This window comes from Thermus aquaticus (genome assembly GCF_001280255.1).
GTDB lineage: Bacteria > Deinococcota > Deinococci > Deinococcales > Thermaceae > Thermus > Thermus aquaticus.
This window is the reverse complement of sequence record NZ_LHCI01000106.1, coordinates 821,897-842,572: the sequence shown is the minus strand read 5'-3', so window position 1 is coordinate 842,572 and position 20,676 is coordinate 821,897. Positions and strand designations below refer to the sequence as shown.

Here is a 20,676-nt window from a genome sequence, read left to right as displayed (position 1 = left end):
CAGCGACGAGTTCGTGAGCCTGCACCCGGGCCTAAAGGGCGAGGACGCCCCCGCCCTGATCGCCAGGCTCCGGGAAAGCCTGCCCTACAGCGTGGCCGCCGGGAGCCTAGAGGTGGGGGCGGAGAGCCTGGAGGCGACCCTGGCCGAGGCGGACCGCCGCATGTACCAAAACAAGCGGGCTAAAGGAGGCCCTTGACCCCGCCCGCCACGTACTGCACCGCCAGGGCCGCCAGGAGGATGCCCAGGACCCGGGTCACCACGTTGACCCCGGTCCGCCCCAAGGCCCGGCGCACGCTGGCCGCCGCCCGCAGGAAGAGGTAGGCCAGGGCCAGGACCAAGAAGGCCGTGAGGAGGACCACCCCCACGCCCATGGGGGCCCGCCCCGCCTCCGCCCCCAGGACCAGGAGGCTCGCCAGGGCCCCGGGCCCGGCAATCAGGGGGATGGCCAGGGGAAAGACGGAGATGTCCGCCCGCTCCAGGGCCTCTTTGGCCTCCTCCTCCGTCTCCCGCTCGTGGTGGGCGAAGACCATCTCGGTGGCGATGCGGAAAAGGAGGATCCCCCCCGCCACCCTGAGGGCGTCCAGGCTGATGCCCAAGTAGGCCAGAAGCTCCCGCCCGAAGAAGAAAAAGAAGGTGAGGACCGCCCCTGCCACCAGGACCGCCTTTCTGGCGATGCGGGCCTGCTCCCTTGGGGGCCGGTCCCCGGCCAGGGCCAAAAACACGGGCACCAGCCCCACCGGGTCTATGACCACGAAGAGGGTGAGGAAGGACTTGAGGAAGAACTCCACGTCACCTAAGGCGCTTGCCCGCCACAAGAAGCTCCCCGAACTCCTCCTCCAGGGCCCGCGCCGTCTCCTCGGTGCGGGCCACCACCAGGATGGTGTCCTCCCCCGCCAGGGTGCCCACGATCTCGTCCCGCCGCAGGCGGTCCACGAGGAGGGCGATGCCGGAGGCGTGCCCCTCGGCGGTCTTCACCACCAGGATGTTCCCCCCCCGGTCCACGTCCTTCACGAAGAGGCCAAACTGCCGCTTCAGCTCCTCGTAGACATCCTCGGGGAGCTCCAGGGAGGGCAGGACGTACTTGTGCCGCCCCTTGCCCAGGGCCACCCGGGCCAAGCGCAGCTCGGTGATGTCCCGGCTCACCGTGGCCTGGGTCACGTCAAAGCCCAGCTGGCGAAGCCTCTCCACCAGCTCCTTTTGGGTGCCGATCTCCTCCCGGCGCACGATCTCCTGGATGGCGCGGTGCCGCTCCTCCTTGCTTCGCATACGCACCTCAAGGTTTCCAGAACTCCTTGACCAGGTCCAGTATACGGTGGGCCACTTGGCGTTTTGCCATGCGGGGTAGCTCCAGAACCCGCCCATCCCGCGCGATGAGGACCACCTCGTTCTCGGGGGAGCCGAAGCCCACCCCTTCCCGGTTCACCCAGTTTAGGGCGATGAGGTCCAGGTTCTTGCGGCGGAGCTTTTCCTGGGCCCGCTCCAGGCCAGAAGCGGTCTCCATGGCGAAGCCCACCAAGACCCTTCCCTCCTTCCGCTCTCCGAGCTCCTTGAGGATGTCTGGATTGGGAACGAGGCGGACGGTCTTCTCCGCCTCCACCTTGGGCTCCTTGTCCTTTAGGACCTCCGCCGGGCGGTAGTCGGCCACGGCGGCCGCCATGACCACCACCTTCGCCCAGGGGTAGCGCTCCAAGATGGCCTGGCGCATCTCCAGGGCGCTTTCCACCCGGACCACCTCCACGCCCCAGGGGGCCTTCAGGCAGGTGGGGCCACTGACCAGGACCACCTCCGCCCCCCGGTCCCGGGCGGCCTCGGCCACGGCGTAGCCCATCCTCCCCGAAGAGGGGTTGGAGATGAAGCGGACCGGGTCCAGGTACTCTCGGGTGGGCCCGGCGGAGACCAGAAGCCTCAGGCCCAAGAGGTCCTTGGGGGCGAGGAAGGCCTCGAGGCGCTCCAAAAGCTCCTCGGGCTCCAGCATCCGCCCCCACCCCTCCCCCTCCCCCACCGCCGCCAGGGGGCCGTAAGCGGGGCCGAAGACAGCGTGGCCCAGGGCCTTGAGCCTCTCGGCGTGGCCCTGGGTCTGGGGGGCAAGCCACATGGCCTCGTTCATGGCCGGGGCCCAGGCCACCCGCCTGGCCCCCGCCAGCAAGGTGGCGGAAAGGAGGTCGTCGGCCAGGCCCAAGGCGGCCTTGGCCATGGCCTCGGCGGTGGCCGGGGCCACCAGGACCACCTCGGCCCAGCGGGCCAGGTCTATGTGGAGGGCCCGGCCGTCGGGGCGGAACCAGGCCTCCTCCGTGGCCACCTCCCCCCCGGCGGCCACCGCCAGGGAAAGGGGGGTGATGAACTCCAGGGCCCTGGGCGTGGCCAGGACCCGCACCTCGTGGCCGCGGGCCCGGAGGAGGCGGAGGAGGTGGGGGGCCTTGATGGCGGCCACCCCGCCGGTCACCGCCACCAGGACCCGGGCCACCTAGGCCTCCTCTTCGGTGGGGTAGAGCCTTTCCATCTCCTTCTGAAGCCGGTCCTCGGGCACCAGGTTCTCCCCGAAGAAAAGCCGCCCCGTCAAAAGCTCCTTCATGGCCCAGGTAACGGCGTTGGGGTCGTCGTAGAGGCCCTCGAGGGTGCGCATCTTGGGCCTCTCCTCCGGCTCCAGAACCGTGTTCTTAAAGCGGTGGCGCAGAAGCTGCTGGGCGCGTTTGGCCACCACCACCGTGAGCCGGTACTTGGAGTCCACCATGCCGAAGAGCTTGTCAATGCCCGGTTCCGCCATAGTTCCTCCTCAAGATCTCGTCCAGATCCCTTTCCAAAACCTCGTCCCGCTCCAAGGCCTTCCGCAAAGCCTCCTCCATGCGCTCCCGGCGGCGGCGCTCGGCGGTGATGATGGCCAGAAAGTCGGCCACCGCCTCCTCCAGCACGTCGTTGACCACCACGTAGTCAAAGAGGTGGGCGTTCCTTATCTCCCACTCCGCCTGCTCCAGGCGCCTCGCGATCTTCTCGGGCCCGTCGGTGCCCCGGAGGACCAGGCGCCTCTTGAGCTCGGAGAGGGAGGGAGGAAGGAGGAAGATGAGGACCGCCTCAGGGATCTTGCCCTTCACCTGCAAGGCCCCCTGGACCTCAATCTCCAGGAGAACGTCCTCCCCCCGCTCCAGGGCCCGCTCCACCGGGGCTTTTGGGGTGCCGTAGAGGTGGCCCACGTACTCGGCGTGCTCCAGAAACCCCTCCTCCCCGAGGAGGGCCTCAAAGGTGGGACGGTCAACGAAGTAGTAGTCCACCCCGTGCCGCTCCCCCGGGCGGGGGGGACGGGTGGTCATGGAGATGGAGTAGAAGAGGCGGGTGCGCTCCAGCACCTTGGCCCGCACCGTGCCCTTCCCCACCCCGCTGGCCCCGGTCATCACGAAAAGCCGCCCCCGCATGCCTTCCACCCCGGAAGGATACCAGAGGGAGCCCCATGGGGGCAAGGATTTTTGTGACCCAGGCACCTTTTTCCTTTGGTACACTGGCCCCCGTGGCCTGGTACGAGGGCGCCTTCTTCTATCAAGTCTTTCCCGACCGGTTCTTCCGGGCAGGCCCGCCGGGCAAGCCCGCCCCCACGGGGCCCTTTGAGCCCTGGGAGGCCCCGCCCACCCTGCGGGGCTTCAAGGGGGGCACCCTCTTCGGCGTGGCGGAGAAGATCCCCTACCTGGTGGACCTGGGCGTGGAGGCCCTCTACCTGAACCCCGTCTTCGCCTCCACCGCCAACCACCGCTACCACACCACGGACTACCTCCAGGTGGACCCCGTGCTGGGGGGTAACGCCGCCCTAAGGCACCTCCTGGAGGTGGCCCACGCCCACGGCATCCGGGTCATCCTGGACGGGGTCTTCAACCACACCGGGCGGGGCTTCTTCGCCTTCCAGCACCTTCTGGAAAACGGCCCGGAAAGCCCCTACCGGGACTGGTACTACGTGAAGGGCTTTCCCCTAAACGCCTACAGCCCCCACCCCAACTACGAGGCCTGGTGGGGCAACCCCGAGCTCCCCAAGCTGAGGGTGGAGACGCCGGCGGTGCGGGAGTACCTCCTCGGCGTGGCCGAGCACTGGATCCGCTTCGGGGCCGACGGCTGGCGGCTGGACGTCCCCAACGAGATCCAAGACCCCGAGTTCTGGCGGGCCTTCCGCCGCCGGGTCAAGGGGGCTAACCCGGAGGCCTACATCGTGGGGGAGATCTGGGAGGAGGCGGACTTCTGGCTTCAGGGCGACATGTTTGACGCCACCATGAACTACCCCCTGGCCCGGGCCGTCCTGGGCTTCGTGGGCGGGGAGGCCCTGGACCAGGAGCTTTCCGGTCGCACGGGCCTGGGGCGGATAGAGCCCCTCCAGGCCCTGGCCTTCAGCCACCGCCTGGAGAACCTCTTCAGCCGCTACCGCCCGGAGGTGGTCCGGGCCCAGATGAACCTCCTCACCTCCCACGACACCCCCAGGCTCCTCACCCTCCTCAGAGGGGACGCCGACCGGGCGAGGCTGGCCCTCTCCCTCCTCTTCCTCCTTCCGGGAAGCCCCACGGTCTACTACGGGGAGGAGGTGGGCCTCGAGGGGGGGCACGACCCGGAAAACCGGGGTGGGATGATCTGGGAGGAGGGGCGCTGGAAGAAGGAGATCCGGGAGAGCGTGAAACGCCTGGCCCGGCTCCGCAAGGAGCACCCCGAGCTCCGCACCGCCCCCTACACCCGCATCTACGCCGTGGACGGCCACCTGGCCTTCACCCGGGGACCCTACCTGGTGGTGGTGAACGCCACCCCCTTCCCCTTCCGCCAGGACTTCCCCCTGCACGGGGCCCTGCCCCGGGGCTCCCAGGCGGTGGACCTCCTCTCCGGGGCGGTCTGCACGCCCATGGGGGGGCGGCTTTGCGGCCCCGAGCTTCCCCCCTTCTCCGTGGCCGTCTGGGTGGAGGTCTAGAGGGCCCCCTCAAAGCGGAGGAGCCAGAGCTTGAGCCCCTCCTGCCCGGCGAAGCCCCCAAGCCGCCCGTCGGCGTGGATCACCCGGTGGGCGGGGACCAGGAGGAAGAAGGGCGAGGCGCGAAGGGCCATGCCCACCGCCCTGGCGGGCAGGCCCAGCTCCCGGCCCAGGGCCCCGTAGCTCCTGGTGGTGCCGTAGGGGATGCGGCGGGTGGCCTCGTAAACCGCCACTCGCCAAGGGCTCAAGCCCGAATAATCCAGAGGGATGCTCAGGAAATCCGGCCTTTCCCCGAGGAAGTACCGGGCCACGCCCTCAGCCACCCGCTCCGCCAAAGGCCCCTCCGCCTCCTTCCCCCGGGGAAAGAGGACAGGCCCCAGACGCCGCACCCCTTTTGCGGAAACCTCCAGCCAAAGGGGGCCGATGGGGGTAGGAAGAAGCATGCTACGTATCGTATCGGGGGGCTCAGCGCAGGGCTAAGGCGGGAGGGGAAGCCTGGCCGATGAGGAGGTCGGAGAGGGAGGTGCCGGGGAAGTAATGGCCCAGGATCTCCCGGACACCGAAGCCCGCCTCCGCCATCCCCTTGGCCCCCCACTGGGAAAGGCCCACCCCGTGCCCCACCCCCTGGCCCACGGCCTCAAAGCCCTGGAAGTCCGCCAAGGCCGAGGGCAGGCCCATGAGGCGGAGGAGGCGCTGGGCCTCGGGACCCCGCACCTCCACCCCCATGAGGCGCACCCGGAAGACCCGGCCCGAGGCGGTCCTCTCCAGCACCACTGGCGGGTCCTGGCTCCTAGGGGCGAGACCAAGGGATCTGAGGGCCCTTTCCGCCTGGGCCGGGCTCACCTGGTAGCGCCAGGAGGTTTTGCGGGTGTAGGGGTCGGGCCGGGGGCGCAGGTAAGGAAGGGCCTTCTGGAAGATCTCCTCGCTCCCCGCCGTCATGCCCCCGGAGTCGGCGTGGTAGAGGGCGGTGATGGCCTGCCCCCCGTAGCTCAGGACCTGGCCCCGGGTGGCGGCCACGGCCTCCTGGTACCGGGGCTTCTCGGCGGAAAGCCCCAGGTAGACCTGGCACCTTTCGTCGGCGCAGAGATCGTAGGGGGCCCTGGGGTCCAGGCGGCTTAAAGCGAAGGTGCGGGCCACCACCGCCTGGGCCTTCAGGGCCTCGAGGGGGAACCCCTCGGGCATCTCCCCCGGCAGGACCCCCAGGAGGTAGTCCTCCAGAAGGACCAGGTTCACCACCAGAAGCCTTCCCCCCTGGGAAAGGAGGCGCACCCCACCCCGGTAGGCCCGGCCCCCCAGGGTGAAGTAGGGCAACGGGAGGTCCAGGTAGGGGTAGGCCCGGCCCTCCACCACCACCCCCTCCCCGCCCAAAAGGGCCCGCCCCTCCCCTTCCGGGGTCTTCAGGACCACGGTCTCGCCCCGGGGCACCTCCCTGAGGAGCACCCGGAGGAGGAGGTCTTTCTCCTGGGTCCTCCCCGAGGGAAGGAGGGCGAGGGGAAGGAAAAGAGCCAGGAGGAGGAAGGCGAGGCGCTTCATACCCTGGCCCCATTTTATACGCTCCCCCCTTCTTTGGCCCCCGTGCTGGCTTGGGCCAGTATGGGGCCAATAGGCTCTGGTAAGTCCTTTTGGGGCCCCCGCCGTGGCTCTTGCCACGGCGGGGCACTTATCACAGCGGGATCACCGCCCGCCCCTCCAGGGGGGCCTCCTGAAGCCTTGCCAGGGCGTTCCCGTGGCGCAGGGCGTACATGGCGAAGGGGTAGACCCGCTCCTGGGGAAGGCCAAAAGGCCTCAGGTGGCGCTTAAGCCGCTCCAGGTGGTGGAGGAGGGTGGCGTCCTTGGCTAGCCTGGCCCGGAGGACCTTCTTAAGAAGCCTCTCCCCTTCCCCCTTAAGCCGGGCCCCGAAGCGGCGGAAGGGGCGGTCCAAGGTGGGCTCCAGGGCCCGGGCCCTTTCCCTTAAGGCCTCCACCTCCTTTTGGAGGTGGGCCAAGGCGCTTTCCACCTCCCGGAAGCCCTCGAGGGCCCCTCTGGCCGCCTCCAAGAAGGCCTCCTCCCCCCGGTCCACGAAGGCCCAGGGGTCCAGGGCATAGCGCTCCAGGATGCGGCGGATGGGGGGTTCCAGGACCACCCCCTGCATCCTGAGGAAGAGGGCCGGCATGGGAAGGCCATAGAGGGCGTAGACCCGGGAAAGCTCCGCCACATAGCGGAACTCGTTGGGCCCCACCACGAAGCCCGCCGTGGGCAGGACCAGGTCCTGGAGCACAGGCCTCAGGCCCGCCGCCGGGGTGAGGCGGGCGGGATCGGCCTGGAGGATCTCCAGAAGCTCCTTTTTGCTGTAGCGGCGGACCCCGTCGGTGAAGCTTCCTTCGCTGTAGTGGAGGAGGCGGCGGGCGTCGGTCTCTAGGAAGAGGTTGGTGGCCCCGGGCTTCCGCCCCAGAGGGGGCTTGCCCCCCAGGGCCCGGATCCGGGCCGCCTCCTGGTTGATGGCCTCGGCGCTGGCCAGGGGGTCGGAAAGCTCCTGCTCCAGGGCCTCCCGGAAGAGGGGGGCGAGCTCCTCGGCCATGGGGTCAAAGGGGATGAGGCCCCGCTCCCCCAAAAAGGCGAGGAGCACTCGGGCGAAGAACTCGGAGAGGGTCTGGCCCTCGAGGGCGTAGGCCACCCGCTCTTCCCTGGCCCAGGGCCCCAGGAAGGCCACCAGGGCCTCCCGGTAGGGGGCTAAGGGGATGCGGCCCGAGGGCAGGGGGGGCAGGGGGAGGGAGAGGGTGCGGACCTCCTCGTCCAGGAGGAGGTGGAGGTGGCGCACCTCCTCCACATCGTGGTCCTGGGAGGCCACCCAGAAGACCCCCGCCGCCCCCACCCGCCCCGCCAGGCCCAAGGCGGTGTGGGCCTTGTAAAAGGTGAGGGCGGGGCCACCGAGAAGCCCCGCCTGCTGGCCCGTGACCACCGCCCCCACCTTCAGGGCGGCGAGGGCCTCCAGGACCGCCTTGGGGGCAGCGAGGCGCTTGAGGTAGGCTTCCAGGGCCCCGTTAAGCCCGGGGTGCCCCTCCCGGCCCAGGCGGGCCCTCAGGGCCTCCTCCCCTTGGGGGAGGTCCAGGAGCCGGGCTAAGGCGGCGGGCTCCACCCTTCCAAGCCTATAGGGCCTCGCCCAGGCGGGCAAGGGCCTTGGGATCCAGGACCTGAAGCCGCCGGTAGCCCAGGTCCACCACGCCCCTAAGGGCCCACTCCCCCAGGAGCTTGGTTACCGTCTCCCGGGTGGCCCCCACCATCCGGGCCAGGTCCTGGTGGGAAAGCCCCACCTCGCCCGGCCCAAGGGCCAGGAGGAGGCGGGCCAGGCGCTGGGCCACGGAGAGGTGGCGCGCCTCCCAAAGCCGCGCCTCCGCCGCCTTGAGGCGGGCGTAAAGGGCCTTGAGGAAGAAGCCCTGGGCCTCGGGGAAGGCCTCGAGGAGGGCCACAAGCTCCTCCTTGGGGGCGAAGAGGAGCTCGGCGTAGGTGAGGGCCGTGGCCCCCAAGGTGCGCGCCCTTTCCCCCACCAGGGCCTCCTCGCCAAAGAGCCCCCCGGGCCCCACCACGCCCAGGGTGGCGGGCTCCACCCGGGCGTCCCCTAGCCAGATGAACCCCTCCCGCACCAGGTAAAGCCCTTCCACCTCGTCCCCTTCCCGGTAGAGGACGCTTCCCCGCCGCACCCTTAGGGGCCTGAAGGCCCGGGCGGCCGCCTGGCGGGCTTTGGGGCCAAGCTCCTGGAACATGCCCTGAGTCTACAGAAAGAGGGGGGCCGAGGAGGAAGGCAAAAGCCCCCGGGCCTCGGCTTCGGCGAAGAGCCTTTCCACCGCCCTTTGCCCTTCCTCCCCCACGTCCAGGGAGTAGGCGTTCACGTAGGTGCGCACGTGGGCCCAGATGACCTCCTCGGAGAGCTCCTGGGCGTGGGCCTTGAGGTAAGGCAGGACCTCCTCGGGGTGGGCGTGGGCGTACTCTAGGCTCCGCCGCACCGCCCCGTCCAGGGCGCGGATAAGTTCCTCCCCCAGGTCCCGCCGGGCCAGGATGGCCCCCAGGGGCAGGGGCAGGCCCGTCCGCTCCTCCCACCACTCCCCCAGGTCCAGAAGCTTCACCAGGCCGTACTGGGGGTAGGTGAAGCGGCTTTCGTGGATGATGAGGCCCGCCTCCACCTCCCCCCGGGCCACCATGGGCATGATCTGGTCGTAGCGCACCTCCACCGGCGAAAACCCCTCCCCGTAGAGGGAAAGGAGGAGGAAGGCCGTGGTGTTCCGCCCGGGGATGGCCACCCGCGCCCCCCGGAGGTCTCCCAAAGGCCCCCGGGCCACCAGGAGGGGTCCCACCCCCCGGCCCAGGGCCCCCCCGCTCCTCAAGGCCACATACCTCTCCCGCACCCGGCCGTAGGCGGCGTAGGAGAGCTTGGTGAGGGGAAGCCTGCCTTCCAGGGCCCAGCGGTTCAGGGTCTCCACGTCCTCCAAGACCACCTCCACCGGGCGGGGCGTCGCCACCAGGCCGTGGGCCAGGGCGTAGAAGATGTAGGTGTCGTTGGGGCAGGGGGAGTAGCCCAGCTTCAGAGCCTCCATAGGCCTCACTGTACCCCCTTGAGGGCCTTCTTGAAGATCTCCGGGGCGAAGGCCTTGAGGGCCCTCAAGAAGCCCGTGCTCCCCCGGGCCCGCCCGGGGATGACGTGGACGGGAACCCCCAGGCGCTCCGCCTCGAGGCGCACCGGCTCCGAGAGGTCGTGGCCCACGTAGCTGGAGACGATCATGAGGCCGTGGGCCTTCTCCAGGCGGCCCAGGATGCGCCGTAAGGCCTCCTTCCCTACCCCAGCGGTGTCGGCATCGTACCAGTCCACCTTGAGGCCCCGGGCCTCCAAGAGGGGGGTGAGGCGGCTCCGGAGCTGGGTGTGCCCCCCCACCACCACCAGGTGCTCCCCGTGGAAGCGGGGCAAAGCCTCCTCCACGAGGGCCTCCTTCCCGGGAACCTGGGGGGCCTCCTCCCCAAGGGCCTTTAGGGCCTGGCTCACCTCCCTAAGCTCCTCCAGGTAGAGGGAAAGGCTCTCGTCGCCAGGCCGCAGGAAGAGGAGGTTCTTCAGGATCTCTCGGGCCTGGGCCAGGTCCTTCTCCCGGTAGAGGGCCACCTCCAGGGCCTTCTGCCAGTACTCCGCCGCCTTCTTCCACTCCCCTTTGGCCTCGTGGTGCTCCGCCAGGTCAAAGAGGACCTCCAGGGCCTGGGGGCGCTCCTGGTGCTCGGCCAGGAGAACCTTTTCCGCCTCCTCCACCCGGCCCGCCCCGTAGAGGGCCGCCAGGTACTGGCCCCGCACCGCCTCCGCCTCGGGGCTTTCCGGGAAGGCGCGGGAGAGGCGGTAGGCCAGGGCCAGAAGCTCCAAAGGGGGACTCGGCGTGCGGGCCAGGGCCTGGTAGAGCACGCTGAAGGCAGCAAAGGGCCCCTCGAGGCGCTCCAGGAGGGCAAGAAGCCCCCTAAGGTCCGCCTCGGCCACCTCCTCCAGCCCCGCGTCCCGGGCCCGGGAGAGGAGTTCCCGGGCCAGCACCTCCTCCCCGCCCTTTAGGGCCTCCTGGGCCAGGCGGAAGAGGTAGGGGGCGGGGTAGGCCTTGAGGGCGTGGGCCCGCTTGTGGTCCCCCAGGACCTCCTTGAGGGGGCGCCTGAGGGCCCGCTTCACCTCCGCCAGGTGGTGGAAGGCCAGGCCCGCCACCTCCCCCTCCCCGTGGCGGCTCGCCCGCTCCAAAAGGCGCAGGGCCTCGTGAAGCCGCCCCTCCCGGCGGCGTAGGATGCCCAGGAGGAGAAGGGCTTCGGGGATCTCCTCCCGGGCCAGGGCCTCGGTCAGGTAGGGCTCCACCGCCTTCAGGTCCTCGCCCCGGTGCTCCAGGGGGGAGCGCAGCCGAAGCCCGGCCAGGGCCAGGCCCAAGAAGCCCTCGGCTTCGCCCAGGTCGGCGAGCCTTCTGGCGTACCGCTCGGCCCGGGCGAAAAGCCCCTGGAGGAGAGCCGCCTTAAGCCCAAGCCGGAGCATCTCCCGGGTGAGGAGGCCTGGGGAGAGATCCTCCACAAACTCCGCCCGGCGGCTCACCTCCGCCCACTCTCCCTCCCGGGCGAAGCGGCGCATCCGCTCGGCGATGCGCTCCAGGGCCTCCCTGGCGTAGACCTCGGCCTCGGGAAGCCCGGATTCCACGAACTGCCTGAGGGCATCGGCGTACCGCCCCTCCGCCAGGTAGACCCGCCCCAGGGCCAGGCGGTACCGCCCGCCCCGGGGGGCCAGGCCCTCGAGGCGGCGCTTGGCCCGCTCGTACTCCCCGAGCTCCACCAGGACCAAGGCCCTCAGGTCCTCAGCCTCCTCGGAAAAGGCCCGCTTCAGGGCCTCCTCCGCCTCGGCGTAGCGAGAGAGAGCGTAAAGGGCCCGCCCCCGCAGGTAGGCGGCCTCCCCTTCGGCCTCCTCGGGGACCCGGGCCAGGACCTCCTTGTAGGCTCCCTCTTCCAGGAGGGCCCGGACCTCCTCCAGGTCCAGCCCCCGAGCCATGACGGGCATAGGCTCGGCGAAGAGCTCCTCCAAGGCCTCCTCTTCCAGGAAGGCCTCCTCCAGGACCTCGGGCTTGCGGGCCAGGACCAGGACGTACTCCCCCTCCCCCACCCGCTCCACCTGCCAAAAGCCCAGGCGCCTCAGCCCCTCCTCCACCCCTTCCGGGCTCTTCCCCAAAAAGGGGCCGTGGCCGTAGACGAGAAGCCCCCCCGGCCTTAAGAAGCGCACGAACTGGGGCAGGCGCGCAAAAAAGGAGAAGCGCTTCCAGAAGGCCTCGGGGGGCAGGCGGCTCTCCAGCTCCTGGTCCACCAGGCCCTCGGGAAAGACGGAGAGGAGGAGGAGGGTATCAAAGGGCGCTAGCTCCGCCTCCTCCGCCCAGCCCAGGTGCCAAGTAACCTCCGGCACCCGCTTCCTGCCGGCCTCCACCGCCTCTTCCACCCCGTCCAGGGCGTGGAAGGCGAGCTCCGGGCGCTTTAGCTTCAGGTACCCCACCAAAGCCCCGGTGAAGGCCCCCACCTCGAGGACCTCCCCCTCCAGCCTCCCCGGCACCTCCCTGGCGTAAAACTCCAGGAAGGGGAGGTGCATGCCGTAGACCAGGGCCTCCCCCTTGGGGACCTTCAGCACCTCCCGGTAGAAACTTCGCACCGCCTCCCTCCCCCCGCCTGAGAGGTAGGCCCGCCAGGCTCTGAGGAGGGGCTCCCGCTTGACGGGGCTCCCCACCCTTTTGGCCACCTCGGCTTCAAACCGCCCGGGGGAAAGGGCGGCGGAAACGCCAAAGCGCTCCTTCAGGTAGGCCTTTAGCTCGTCGGGCATTTGCCAGGAGTCTACCAAAAGAAAGGGGGGCGGTAAAGCCGCCCCCAAAACTTGCCGCGGCGGGGTGCTTAAGCGGGCACTTCCGCCCGGAAGAGGTCGGCGTAGCGGCGCTTGGCCCTCATAGGGGCCCGGTGCCACACGTAGGAGGCCAGGAGGGGGAAGGCCAGGGTGGCCTCGGCGAAGACCATCTGGGAGAGGGCGGCGTCCACCTTGCCCCAGCTCTGGGCCTCGGAGAGGGTGGAACCGGAAAGCCCCCCGTCCCGCTCATCGGCCACGGTGATCTGGATGGCGTACTTGTGCATCTCCACCTGATGGCCCAGCACCTCGGCGGCCACCACGATGTCCTGGGCGAAGTTCTTGGGCACCCCGCCCCCCAGCATCACCAGGCCCGTGGTCCCCGCCTTCAGCTTGATCTCCGTGAGCTCGCGGAAGTCGGCCACGGAGTCTATGGTGACGTGGGCCTCGGGGCGCTTGACCTGGTGGTAGACCAGCCCAAAGCCCGCCGAGGAGTCGGAGAAGGCGGGGACGAAGATGGGCACCCCCTCCTCGTAGGCGGCCCGGACGATGCTCCTCTCCCCCAGGCCCCTTTCGGCTAGGTAGCGGCCCATGTGCCAGATGAACTCCCGACTGGAGTAGGGGCGGGGCGGGAGGGCGTCGGCGATCTCGGCGATGGTGTAGTCGGTGTGGCGAAGCTCTTCCTCGTCAATGTAGGTGTCGTAGATGCGGTCAATCCAAAGCCGCCTAAGGGTCTCGTCGTCGGCCTTGGGGTCCCCCTGGTAGTGGCGGTGGCCCAGGGCCTCAAAGAAGTCCTGGTCCACGATGTTGGCCCCCGTGGCCACGATGGCGTCCACCAGGCCCTTACGGATGAGGTCGTGGATGATGAGGCCCTGCCCGGCGGAAACCAGGCTCCCCGCCAGGGTGAGGATGACGGCGGCGTCGTCCTCCAGCATCTTCAGGTAGATCTCCGCCGCCCGGTAGAGGTTCCTGGCCTGGAAGGCGGTCCTGCCCATGGCCTCCAGGATGGGCCCGGCGTCAAAGGCCTTGATGTCAATGGGGACCACGGGCGTAGAGAGGAGGTCCTTCTTCTGCATCGTTCTCCTTTCTACGCGGGGTGGGCGTAGGGCGGCTCCCCCCCTTTGGCGCCCCCTGCCTTTAGGCAGGACCCCCAGTATACCACCCGCCGGCTATGGGGGGGTAGACCTCCAGGGGGCCTTCCACCTCCTCGTCCAGGTCCACCACCCGGTCGCCTACGGCGAGAAGCCAGGCCTCCTCCAGGGGGATGCCGAGCTTCCCCAGGGCCTCCCTGGGGGTTTTGGCCTCCACCTCGAGGCGTTCCCCAAACCGCCTCAGGTCCCCGTGGAGGATCACCACCATCAGTACCCCTCCCGCACCACGTTGAGAAGGGGCTCCCCCCGCAGGTACCGCCTTACCTGCTCCGAAAGGAAGCGGGCCGCCCGGCGGTGAAACCCCTCGGAAAGCCCAGCCACGTGGGGGGTGAGGAGGAGGCCCGGGGCCCGCCAGAGGGGGTGGTCCTCGGGCAGGGGCTCGGGCTCGGTCACGTCCAAGGCGGCCCGGATGCGGCCCGCCTTCAGGGCCTCGAGGAGGGCCTCCGCGTCCACCAGCCCACCCCGCCCGGCGTTCAGGAGGAGCGCCCCCTCCTTCATGGCCAGGAGGAAGTCCCGGTCCACGATCCCCTTGGTCTCGGGGGTGAGGGGAAGGAGGAGGACCACGGCGTCTGCCCGGGGCAGGAGGTGGGGCAGGTCCTCCCGGGTGTAGACCCCGGGCCTGGGGTGCTTGGCCACGGGCAGGACCTCCACCCCAAAGGGCCTAAGCCTTGCCTCCACCGCCCGCCCAATGGAGCCGTAGCCCAGGAGGAGAACCGCCTTGCCCTCCAGGTCGGCGAGCCGCCTAGGGGCCCAGCGGGCCTCCTCCTGGGCCTTCAGAAAGCCCGGCAGGTCCTTGAGGAGGGCCAGGAGGGCCATCACCACCCACTCGGCCACCGGGGCGTCGTGGATGCCGGAGCCGTCCGCCAGGACCACCCCTTCGGGGATGAGGGGCAGGATCCAGTCCACCCCGGCGGAGAGGGTCTGGACCACGCGGACCTCCACCTCCGAAAGGACCTTTCGCACCTGCGCCTCCTGGCCAAAGGGGGGGATGAAGAAGTCCACCGCCTTGGGCCAGGGCTCGTCCAAAGGGCGCACCTCCACCCCCTCGGGCAGGAGGGCGAAGACCTCTTCCCTAAGCCTCGGGGCCAAAATCCTCACGGCGCACCTCCATGTACACGTCCTCCTTTCCCTTGGGCCCGGGGCCCAGGCCCACCTCCCGGAAGCCCGCCTTCTTAAAGGCCCGCCTGGCCCTCAGGTTGTGGGCGAAGGTGCGGAGCCTCACCCGCTTGAGGCCCAGGGGGCCAAAGGCGTAGGCCAAGAGGGCCCGCACCGCCTCGGTGCCGTAGCCCTGCCCCCAGCGGTCCTTGCGGCCGATCAGGATGCCCAAGGTGGCCTGCTCCCCGGGGAGGATGTCGTAAAGCTCCACCGTTCCCAGGTACTCCCCCTTCTCGTCCAAAACGATAAAGGCCAAGCGGTCCTTGCGTTTGGTCTCGGCCAGGACGAAGCGCTTGAAGAGCCAAAAGGGGGTGCGCAGGGGGCTTGAGCCGTTCCACTCGGCGACCTCGGGGTCGCGGAAGGTCTCGTAAAGCCCCTTCCACTCCTCCTCGGTGAGCCCCGAGGAGAAGGGCTTCAGGACCACGCGGCCATAGCGGGGCCAGTCCACACCCTAAGGGTAAAGCCCCCGGAGGGCCCGGGCCTCGAGGACCCGGGTGGCCGCCACCACGTAGGCGGCGGTGCGCAGGGAGATCTTCTTCTCCTCCGCCACCTGCCACACCGCCTCAAAGGCGTTCCTAAGGACCCTCTCCAGGCGGGCGTTGATCTCCTCCTCGGTCCAGAAGTAGGAGTTGAAGTCCTGGACCCACTCAAAGTAGCTCACGGTCACGCCCCCGGCGTTGGCGATCACGTCCGGCACCACCAGGACCCCCTTCTCCTGGAGGATGTCGTCGGCGGCGGGGGTGGTGGGGCCGTTGGCCCCCTCGGCCACGATGCGGGCCTGGATGCGCCAGGCGTTGTGCTCGGTGATCTGCTTCTCCAAAGCGGCGGGGATGAGGAACTCGGTGGGGAGGGCCCAGAACTCGGGGTTAGGCAGGGGCTCCGCCTTGGGGTAGCCCCGCACGCCCCCCATCTCGGCCACGTAGCGGGCCAGGTCGTAGGGGTCAATGCCCGCCTCGTTGTAAATGGTGCCCGTGTGGTCCTGTACGGCGATGACCCTGGCCCCGTGGTCGTGGAAGGCGCGGGCGGCGGCGCTCCCCACGTTGCCGAAGCCTTGGAGGATGACCCGGCTCCCCTCCACGGGAAGGCCGATCTTGGCGGCGGCCGCGGCGGCGGTCACGAAGACTCCCCGCCCCGTGGCGTCCCTTCGGCCCAAAGAGCCCCCCAGGGCGATGGGCTTCCCCGTCACCACCCCGGGGACGGTGCGGCCCACGTTCATGGAGAAGGTGTCCATCATCCAGGCCATCTCCCGCTCTCCGGTGTTCACGTCGGGAGCGGGGATGTCCCGGTCGGGCCCCAGCAGGATGCCGATCTCCGAGGTGTAGCGGCGGGTGAGGCGCTCCAGCTCGTGGCTAGAGAGCTTCTTGGGGTCAACCCGGATGCCGCCCTTGCCCCCGCCATAGGGCAGGCCCACGGCGGCGTTTTTTATGGTCATCCAGGCGGCCAGGGCCATGACCTCGGAGAGAGTCACCTCGGGATGGTAGCGCACCCCGCCCTTGGCCGGCCCCCGGGCGGTGTTGTGGTGCACCCGGTAACCCTCAAAGTGGGCCACGGTGCCGTCGTCCAGGTGGATGGGCACGTCCACGATCAGGATGCGTTTGGGCCGCTTGAGGCTCTCCGCCAAGGGGGCGAGCCGCCCCAGGTAGGGGATGACCCGGTCCACCTGCTCCGTGAAGATCTCCCAGGGTCCGCCGTCCTTGCCCAGGTAGGAAAGGGGTTCGCTCTTCATACGCGCTCCTTAGGGGTACACGCCGCGAAGCCGGGTGGCCTCGTTGAGCCTCTCCAGGGCCAGGGCCAGGGCCCCGGTGCGCAGGTCGCCCCCAAGGGCCTCCGCCCTGGCGCACACCTCGGCCACCGCCTTGGCCACGCTCTTGGCGAAGCGTTGCCGCACCTCCTCCTCGCTCCAGAAGAACATGTTGAGGTCCTGCACCCATTCCAGATAGCCTGCCAAAAGCCCCCCGCCCCCGGTGAGGAGGTCGGGGACCACCAGAACGCCTTTGCCCAGGAGGTAGGCCTCCGCCTCGGGGGTGAGGCCGAAGTTGGCGGCCTCCAGGACCGCCCGGGCCTGGACCGCCTTGGCCCCCTCCCCGTCCAGGCCCCCCTCGAGGGCCGCCAGGACCAGGTAGTCCACGGGTAGGGCGAAGAGCTCCTCGGCGGCGAGGTCGTAGCGGGGAAGCTCCCCCGTGGCCTCGTAGTGGCGGAGCACCGCCTCCACGGGAAGGCCCTCCTCCTGGTACATGGCCCCCCGGGAGGTGGAGACCGCCACCACCTTGAGCCCCAAGGCGGCGGCGTGCAGGGCGAAGGTGCCCCCCACCTGGCCGAAGCCCTGCACGGCCACCCGGGCCCCCTCGAGGGGAAGGCCCCGCCTCCCCGCCAGCTCCAGGAGGACCCGGGCCACCCCGTACCCGGCGGCGTCGTCCCGGCCCTCGGTGCCCCCCAGGGCGTGGGGCTTCCCCGTGACCACCCCGGGCACCGTGGAGCCCACGGTCATGGAGTAGGTGTCCATGATCCAGGCCATGGTCTGTTGGTCCGTGCCCACATCGGGGCCCAGGATGTCCATGTCGGGGCCGATCAGGTTGACGAGCTCGGCGGTGTAGCGCCGCACCAGCCGCTCCAGCTCCCGCTTGGAAAGGGCCTTGGGGTCCACGGCCACCCCGCCCGCCGCGCCCCCAAAGGGCAGGTCGTAGACGGCCGCCTTCAGGGTCATCCAGGCGGCCAGGCCCGCCGTCTGCCCCAGGGTGACCGAGGGGTGGAGGCGCACCCCCCCTTTGGCGGGCCCCCGGGCGATGTCGTGGACCACCCGGTAGCCCTGGAAGACCCGCACCTTGCCGTCGTCCATGACCACGGGCAGGGACACGGTGACCAGCCTCTTGGGGTGGGCCAGATACTCCACCGTGGTGGGGTGGATCTTCGCCACCTTCAGGGTTTTCTCCAAACGCTCCAGGAAGGCGTCCCAAAGGCCAGGGTCGTCTGGGGGGCGGTACGCGGGGATGGCCATGCTCTCACCGAGGGGATTATACCCCTAGGCGAGCCTCTTCCCTTCGGCCAGGGCCAGGTCCCTCAGGGCCTCCTTGTAGGGGGAGTCGGGAAGGGGGTCCAGGGCCTCCGCCGCCAGAAGGGCTCGCTCCCGGATCCGGGCCTCCACCTCCTCCGCCACCCCGCTTTCCCGGGCTAAGGCCCTGAGCCGCTCCAGATCCCCCGCCTCCCCGCCCCGCCTTTTGAGGATGGCCCTCACCTCGGGGAAGCGCTCCATGAGGAGGAGGGTGAGGAGGGTGGCCTTGCCCTCCCGCACGTCCCCGCCCACGGGCTTGCCCAAGGCCTCGGGGCTTCCCATGAGGTCCAGGTAGTCGTCCCGCATCTGGAAGGCCTGGCCGTAGAGGAGGCCGAAGCGCCTGAGGGCCTCCCGCCACGGCCCCTTAAGGCCCTTCAGCAGGGCGGGGCCCTCCGTGGCCAGGGCCATGAGGGCGGCGGTCTTGGCGGTGATGATTCTTTCGTAGTTTTCCAGGGAGTAGTCCTCCAGGGCGGCCACCTGGAACTGCAGGACCTCCCCCTCGGCCAGAACCCGGGCCGTCTCGGCGAAGGCCTCCACTAGCTCCAGGCTTCCCGTTTTGGCCACCACGTGGAGGAGTCGGGAGAGGAGAAAGTCCCCGGAGAGAACGCTCACCGCGTTGCCGTAGCGGCGGTAGGCGGCCTCCTTCCCCCGCCTGAGCTCCGCCTCGTCAATGAGGTCGTCGTGGAGGAGGGTGGCGGAGTGGAGGAGCTCCACCGCCAGGGCCAGCTCCAGCTCAAAGGGGGCACCCCCAACGGCCCCCGAGGCCAGGAAGACGAGCCTTGGGCGGATGCGCTTTCCCCCAGCGGTCACCAGGTCCTGGTGGATGAGCCGAACGAAGAGGACCTCCGAGCGCACCAGCTCCGAAAGGGCCTCTTCAAAGGCGGCGAGCTTGGCCTCGAGGGGCAGGGGCTTGACCACCCCCTGAGTATAAGGCCAGGGGCCCCGATACTCTCGGGGCCCCACTACAAGCCTTTGCTAAGGCAAGTACAGAACCCTTACGCCATTCGTGAACGTATCTTCACCCGTGTAGTACACCCGCGCCGTGATTACCCTATCCCCAGAAGCAGTGGGATCATGCCCAGGTAAAGAAATTCGCGTATCCCAGGAAAACACATAGACCTCAGAGCCGTCGGTCGCTGTTTGCCTTGCCGCAGTCCCCGCCAAATAGCCATTGATGTAGATGTCTACCCGGTTTATGGAAACCCCAGGAGGCAAGGTCCCCCTCACGCCAACCGTTACCGCTACGATAGCGCGGTTTGCGCCGGGGCCCACCTGGTCCCCGTCGGAAGGACTGTCCAGGACAAAAGCCGAACCCACCTGTACCGGGATCACCGCCTCACTCCGTGCCCCGGCCACATCAATCACCACGGCCTTCAGGAAGTAAACCCCAGGGGTAACCCGAAGAACATCCCACCCCAAGCTATAGAGCGAACCGCTAACAGTAGGCGTGCCCGGTATCTTACTAAGGCTATCCAGGCTAGACCCGAAGTAGAACTCTACCCTATCCACACTCCGAAGAGCCCGCACTTCCGCCTCAAGGAGAACAAAACCTGCCACCAGCCCATTCGCTGCCGGGTTCACCCAGTAAATCTCCGGGGCATTGGCCACCGTCACCTGCAAGGTGGCCTCCGCGGCGTTCCCCGCCGCGTCCACCGCCCGGGCCTTCAGGGTCACCGGGCCGTCGGGATACCCCGTGGTGTCCCAGCTAAAGGTGTAGGGCGCCGAGGTGGCCTCCCCAAGCTTCGTGGACCCAGCGAAGAACTCCACCTTCGCCACGCCCACGTTGTCCGTGGCCTCCACCTCCAACGTCACCGTGCCCGACACCTGCGCCCCGTCCGCCGGCCGCCGCCACACCACCGTGGGCGCCTGCCGGTCCACTACGAGGTTTAAGGGCTCGCGCCTTTCATTCCCGGCCCGGTCCTTGGCAACCACAGAAAAAGGAACCCCCTCCCGCAAGGTGCCGACATCCAGGGTTAGCCTATACTCATCAGCCTCAAGGAGGGTCCCCCTCGCAACTACATCGTTTCCTTGCTGTAGAAAAACCTCTTGAATTCCAGATAATCTATCGCTTGCCCTTATGCGTATAGAAGCTGAACCATGAGCTAGAGGGGACGGAGGAGGCTCTAGTATGGATATTTCAGGAGGTTCACGGTCCAAGGTGAAGGTAACTTCTGAGCTACTAATCGCCGCCCCACCTCCCTGCAACCTGGCTTCGGCTTTCAGGGCGTATTGGCCTGAGGGCAGCGTGTCGGGCAGCTGTCCAACCCAAACGCCGCGCTGGGAAGTAAGGAGGAAAGAACCGCTAGTTTCTCCCCTATATACCAAGGTAACCTGGGTTACGGTAGCCCCCGTGGCCGAGACTCTGACCTCAACACTCAAGTCATTAGTGAAGACACCCTGCGCGGGACGGCTGATCCCTAAAGACACGCGAGAACTTGTGTCCGAAGACTGGGCTCCTTGCCAGTTGCAGCCGAAAAGAAGCCCTAAAAGGCCCAACAACAACCCCCACCGTAGCCATTTCAACATCCCGCCCTCCCTCTCATTTTAAGGGGAACTTGATCTGATATTCCTGGGTCCAGGATTTCTCTTCCCCGTTTGTGAGCCGGGCATACCAGGTAACCCGAGCACGCCAGTTGAGAGGAGCTCCCTGGCGCAAATGCTCGGCAGCCACAGAGCCATCCAGGGAGAAGCGGAAAGGCTCAGACCGGGCCCACTTGAACACCACCTGCCCGTCCACCACCTCCCGACCTGAGGGGAAAGGAAGGCCCACCGAGCCACTCCCTAGGGAAGCCCCCGGCAGTACTTCATTCCCGCTGTCGTCCATGTATACATACTCGTAGCGCTCCAACACCCCCTCGGGAGCGCCGGGGGCCACCTCCACCACAGCGTTGTTCCCCACGACGGTTATCCGCCCCTGGTCATCTACCTCGTAGCCCAGCTGCGGGGGGTTCAGGCTGACGCGGTAAGGCTCTGGGTTAAAAAAGATCTGCCCACATCCAACCAAAAACACCAGAAGAACAAGTGCACTGAACCAAAGCTTGTACATATACCA

General features: G+C 68.7%; 21 protein-coding genes and 1 pseudogene. 2 read left to right on the top strand and 20 right to left on the bottom strand.

The annotated features are described in order from the left end of the window. Nucleotides 1-13 precede the first annotated feature (13 nt). Complete coding sequence (locus tag BVI061214_RS05635; protein WP_053767597.1) at nt 14-196, top strand: hypothetical protein; 183 nt, start codon at nt 14-16, stop codon at nt 194-196. On the opposite strand, the gene BVI061214_RS05630 is transcribed toward BVI061214_RS05635, so the two are convergent. The 5 genes from BVI061214_RS05630 to gmk are packed head-to-tail and all read right to left on the bottom strand — an operon-like array spanning nt 180 to nt 3,407. Further along, complete coding sequence (locus BVI061214_RS05630) at nt 180-788, bottom strand: MarC family protein (protein ID WP_053767596.1); 609 nt, start codon at nt 786-788, stop codon at nt 180-182. The two genes, BVI061214_RS05635 and BVI061214_RS05630, sit on opposite strands and share 17 nt — an antisense overlap. 1 nt (nt 789) lies before the next feature. Further along, nucleotides 790-1,266 carry an arginine repressor gene (argR, locus tag BVI061214_RS05625; RefSeq protein ID WP_053767595.1) on the bottom strand — a complete coding sequence of 159 codons (477 nt, stop codon included), beginning with the start codon at nt 1,264-1,266 and terminating at the stop codon, nt 790-792. 7 nt (nt 1,267-1,273) lie between these two features. Continuing rightward, complete coding sequence (gene coaBC / locus BVI061214_RS05620; RefSeq protein WP_053767594.1) at nt 1,274-2,464, bottom strand: bifunctional phosphopantothenoylcysteine decarboxylase/phosphopantothenate--cysteine ligase CoaBC; 1,191 nt, start codon at nt 2,462-2,464, stop codon at nt 1,274-1,276. Then, the gene (gene rpoZ, locus BVI061214_RS05615) at nt 2,465-2,764 is read right to left on the bottom strand and encodes a DNA-directed RNA polymerase subunit omega (RefSeq protein WP_053767593.1); all 300 of its coding nucleotides are present in this window, start codon (nt 2,762-2,764) and stop codon (nt 2,465-2,467) included. Beyond that, on the bottom strand, nt 2,745-3,407 hold the full coding sequence (gene gmk / locus BVI061214_RS05610; protein ID WP_053767592.1) for a guanylate kinase: 663 nt from the start codon (nt 3,405-3,407) through the stop codon (nt 2,745-2,747). Before gmk ends, rpoZ begins: the two co-directional genes overlap by 20 nt. A 92-nt stretch (nt 3,408-3,499) precedes the next feature. Here gmk and BVI061214_RS05605 point away from each other — a divergent pair, with 92 nt between their 5' ends. Continuing rightward, nucleotides 3,500-4,927, top strand: a complete 1,428-nt coding sequence (locus BVI061214_RS05605) for a glycoside hydrolase family 13 protein (RefSeq protein WP_053768596.1) — start codon at nt 3,500-3,502, stop codon at nt 4,925-4,927. On the opposite strand, the gene BVI061214_RS05600 is transcribed toward BVI061214_RS05605, so the two are convergent. The 15 genes and pseudogenes from BVI061214_RS05600 to BVI061214_RS05530 form a co-directional block, all read right to left on the bottom strand. Further along, on the bottom strand, nt 4,924-5,367 hold the full coding sequence (locus BVI061214_RS05600; protein ID WP_053767591.1) for a methylated-DNA--[protein]-cysteine S-methyltransferase: 444 nt from the start codon (nt 5,365-5,367) through the stop codon (nt 4,924-4,926). The two genes, BVI061214_RS05605 and BVI061214_RS05600, sit on opposite strands and share 4 nt — an antisense overlap. Nucleotides 5,368-5,389: 22 nt before the next feature. Continuing rightward, complete coding sequence (locus BVI061214_RS05595; RefSeq protein ID WP_053767590.1) at nt 5,390-6,457, bottom strand: SpoIID/LytB domain-containing protein; 1,068 nt, start codon at nt 6,455-6,457, stop codon at nt 5,390-5,392. A gap of 130 nt (nt 6,458-6,587) precedes the next feature. Further along, nucleotides 6,588-8,039, bottom strand: coding sequence for a bacillithiol biosynthesis cysteine-adding enzyme BshC (bshC, locus tag BVI061214_RS05590; protein WP_053768595.1), 1,452 nt, complete (start codon nt 8,037-8,039; stop codon nt 6,588-6,590). A gap of 10 nt (nt 8,040-8,049) precedes the next feature. After that, the gene (locus BVI061214_RS05585) at nt 8,050-8,664 is read right to left on the bottom strand and encodes a Crp/Fnr family transcriptional regulator (RefSeq protein WP_053767589.1); all 615 of its coding nucleotides are present in this window, start codon (nt 8,662-8,664) and stop codon (nt 8,050-8,052) included. A gap of 9 nt (nt 8,665-8,673) precedes the next feature. Next, nucleotides 8,674-9,492: a menaquinone biosynthesis family protein gene (locus tag BVI061214_RS05580; protein ID WP_053767588.1), complete on the bottom strand. Its 819-nt coding sequence runs from the start codon at nt 9,490-9,492 to the stop codon at nt 8,674-8,676. A 5-nt stretch (nt 9,493-9,497) separates the two neighbouring features. Beyond that, the gene (locus BVI061214_RS05575; RefSeq protein WP_053767587.1) at nt 9,498-12,254 is read right to left on the bottom strand and encodes a tetratricopeptide repeat protein; all 2,757 of its coding nucleotides are present in this window, start codon (nt 12,252-12,254) and stop codon (nt 9,498-9,500) included. A 68-nt stretch (nt 12,255-12,322) separates the two neighbouring features. Beyond that, on the bottom strand, nt 12,323-13,345 hold the full coding sequence (locus BVI061214_RS05570; RefSeq protein ID WP_053768594.1) for a 1,9-bis(guanidino)-5-aza-nonane synthase: 1,023 nt from the start codon (nt 13,343-13,345) through the stop codon (nt 12,323-12,325). A gap of 63 nt (nt 13,346-13,408) precedes the next feature. Continuing rightward, nucleotides 13,409-13,628, bottom strand: a pseudogene (locus BVI061214_RS05565) (hypothetical protein); the annotation flags it as partial. Then, nucleotides 13,628-14,518 carry a 2-hydroxyacid dehydrogenase gene (locus tag BVI061214_RS05560; RefSeq protein WP_053767586.1) on the bottom strand — a complete coding sequence of 297 codons (891 nt, stop codon included), beginning with the start codon at nt 14,516-14,518 and terminating at the stop codon, nt 13,628-13,630. The pseudogene BVI061214_RS05565 and the gene BVI061214_RS05560, both read right to left, overlap by 1 nt. Further along, nucleotides 14,493-15,023: a GNAT family N-acetyltransferase gene (locus BVI061214_RS05555; RefSeq protein WP_053767585.1), complete on the bottom strand. Its 531-nt coding sequence runs from the start codon at nt 15,021-15,023 to the stop codon at nt 14,493-14,495. Before BVI061214_RS05555 ends, BVI061214_RS05560 begins: the two co-directional genes overlap by 26 nt. A 3-nt stretch (nt 15,024-15,026) precedes the next feature. Continuing rightward, nucleotides 15,027-16,301 carry a Glu/Leu/Phe/Val family dehydrogenase gene (locus BVI061214_RS05550; protein ID WP_053767584.1) on the bottom strand — a complete coding sequence of 425 codons (1,275 nt, stop codon included), beginning with the start codon at nt 16,299-16,301 and terminating at the stop codon, nt 15,027-15,029. Nucleotides 16,302-16,310: 9 nt separating this feature from the next. Next, nucleotides 16,311-17,570, bottom strand: a complete 1,260-nt coding sequence (locus BVI061214_RS05545; RefSeq protein ID WP_003043976.1) for a Glu/Leu/Phe/Val family dehydrogenase — start codon at nt 17,568-17,570, stop codon at nt 16,311-16,313. A gap of 24 nt (nt 17,571-17,594) precedes the next feature. Next, on the bottom strand, nt 17,595-18,542 hold the full coding sequence (locus BVI061214_RS05540) for a polyprenyl synthetase family protein (RefSeq protein ID WP_053767583.1): 948 nt from the start codon (nt 18,540-18,542) through the stop codon (nt 17,595-17,597). A 57-nt stretch (nt 18,543-18,599) separates the two neighbouring features. Further along, nucleotides 18,600-20,003, bottom strand: coding sequence for an Ig-like domain-containing protein (locus BVI061214_RS12525; protein WP_248841729.1), 1,404 nt, complete (start codon nt 20,001-20,003; stop codon nt 18,600-18,602). A gap of 160 nt (nt 20,004-20,163) precedes the next feature. Then, nucleotides 20,164-20,670 (bottom strand): hypothetical protein, encoded by a 507-nt coding sequence (locus BVI061214_RS05530; RefSeq protein ID WP_082333160.1) that lies wholly within the window; start codon nt 20,668-20,670, stop codon nt 20,164-20,166. Nucleotides 20,671-20,676: the final 6 nt, after the last annotated feature.

Bases quoted from the DNA above. Each gene is read 5' to 3' on its own strand.
- BVI061214_RS05580 (WP_053767588.1), bottom strand. From the start codon at position 9,492: ATGGAGGCTCTGAAGCTGGGCTACTCCCCCTGCCCCAACGACACCTAC.
- BVI061214_RS05530 (WP_082333160.1), bottom strand. From the start codon at position 20,670: ATGTACAAGCTTTGGTTCAGTGCACTTGTTCTTCTGGTGTTTTTGGTT.
- BVI061214_RS05595 (WP_053767590.1), bottom strand. From the start codon at position 6,457: ATGAAGCGCCTCGCCTTCCTCCTCCTGGCTCTTTTCCTTCCCCTCGCC.
- BVI061214_RS05575 (WP_053767587.1), bottom strand. From the start codon at position 12,254: ATGCCCGACGAGCTAAAGGCCTACCTGAAGGAGCGCTTTGGCGTTTCC.
- rpoZ (WP_053767593.1), bottom strand. From the start codon at position 2,764: ATGGCGGAACCGGGCATTGACAAGCTCTTCGGCATGGTGGACTCCAAG.
- gmk (WP_053767592.1), bottom strand. From the start codon at position 3,407: ATGCGGGGGCGGCTTTTCGTGATGACCGGGGCCAGCGGGGTGGGGAAG.
- BVI061214_RS05570 (WP_053768594.1), bottom strand. From the start codon at position 13,345: ATGCAGAAGAAGGACCTCCTCTCTACGCCCGTGGTCCCCATTGACATC.
- argR (WP_053767595.1), bottom strand. From the start codon at position 1,266: ATGCGAAGCAAGGAGGAGCGGCACCGCGCCATCCAGGAGATCGTGCGC.
- BVI061214_RS05550 (WP_053767584.1), bottom strand. From the start codon at position 16,301: ATGAAGAGCGAACCCCTTTCCTACCTGGGCAAGGACGGCGGACCCTGG.
- BVI061214_RS05545 (WP_003043976.1), bottom strand. From the start codon at position 17,570: ATGGCCATCCCCGCGTACCGCCCCCCAGACGACCCTGGCCTTTGGGAC.
- BVI061214_RS05585 (WP_053767589.1), bottom strand. From the start codon at position 8,664: ATGTTCCAGGAGCTTGGCCCCAAAGCCCGCCAGGCGGCCGCCCGGGCC.
- BVI061214_RS05600 (WP_053767591.1), bottom strand. From the start codon at position 5,367: ATGCTTCTTCCTACCCCCATCGGCCCCCTTTGGCTGGAGGTTTCCGCA.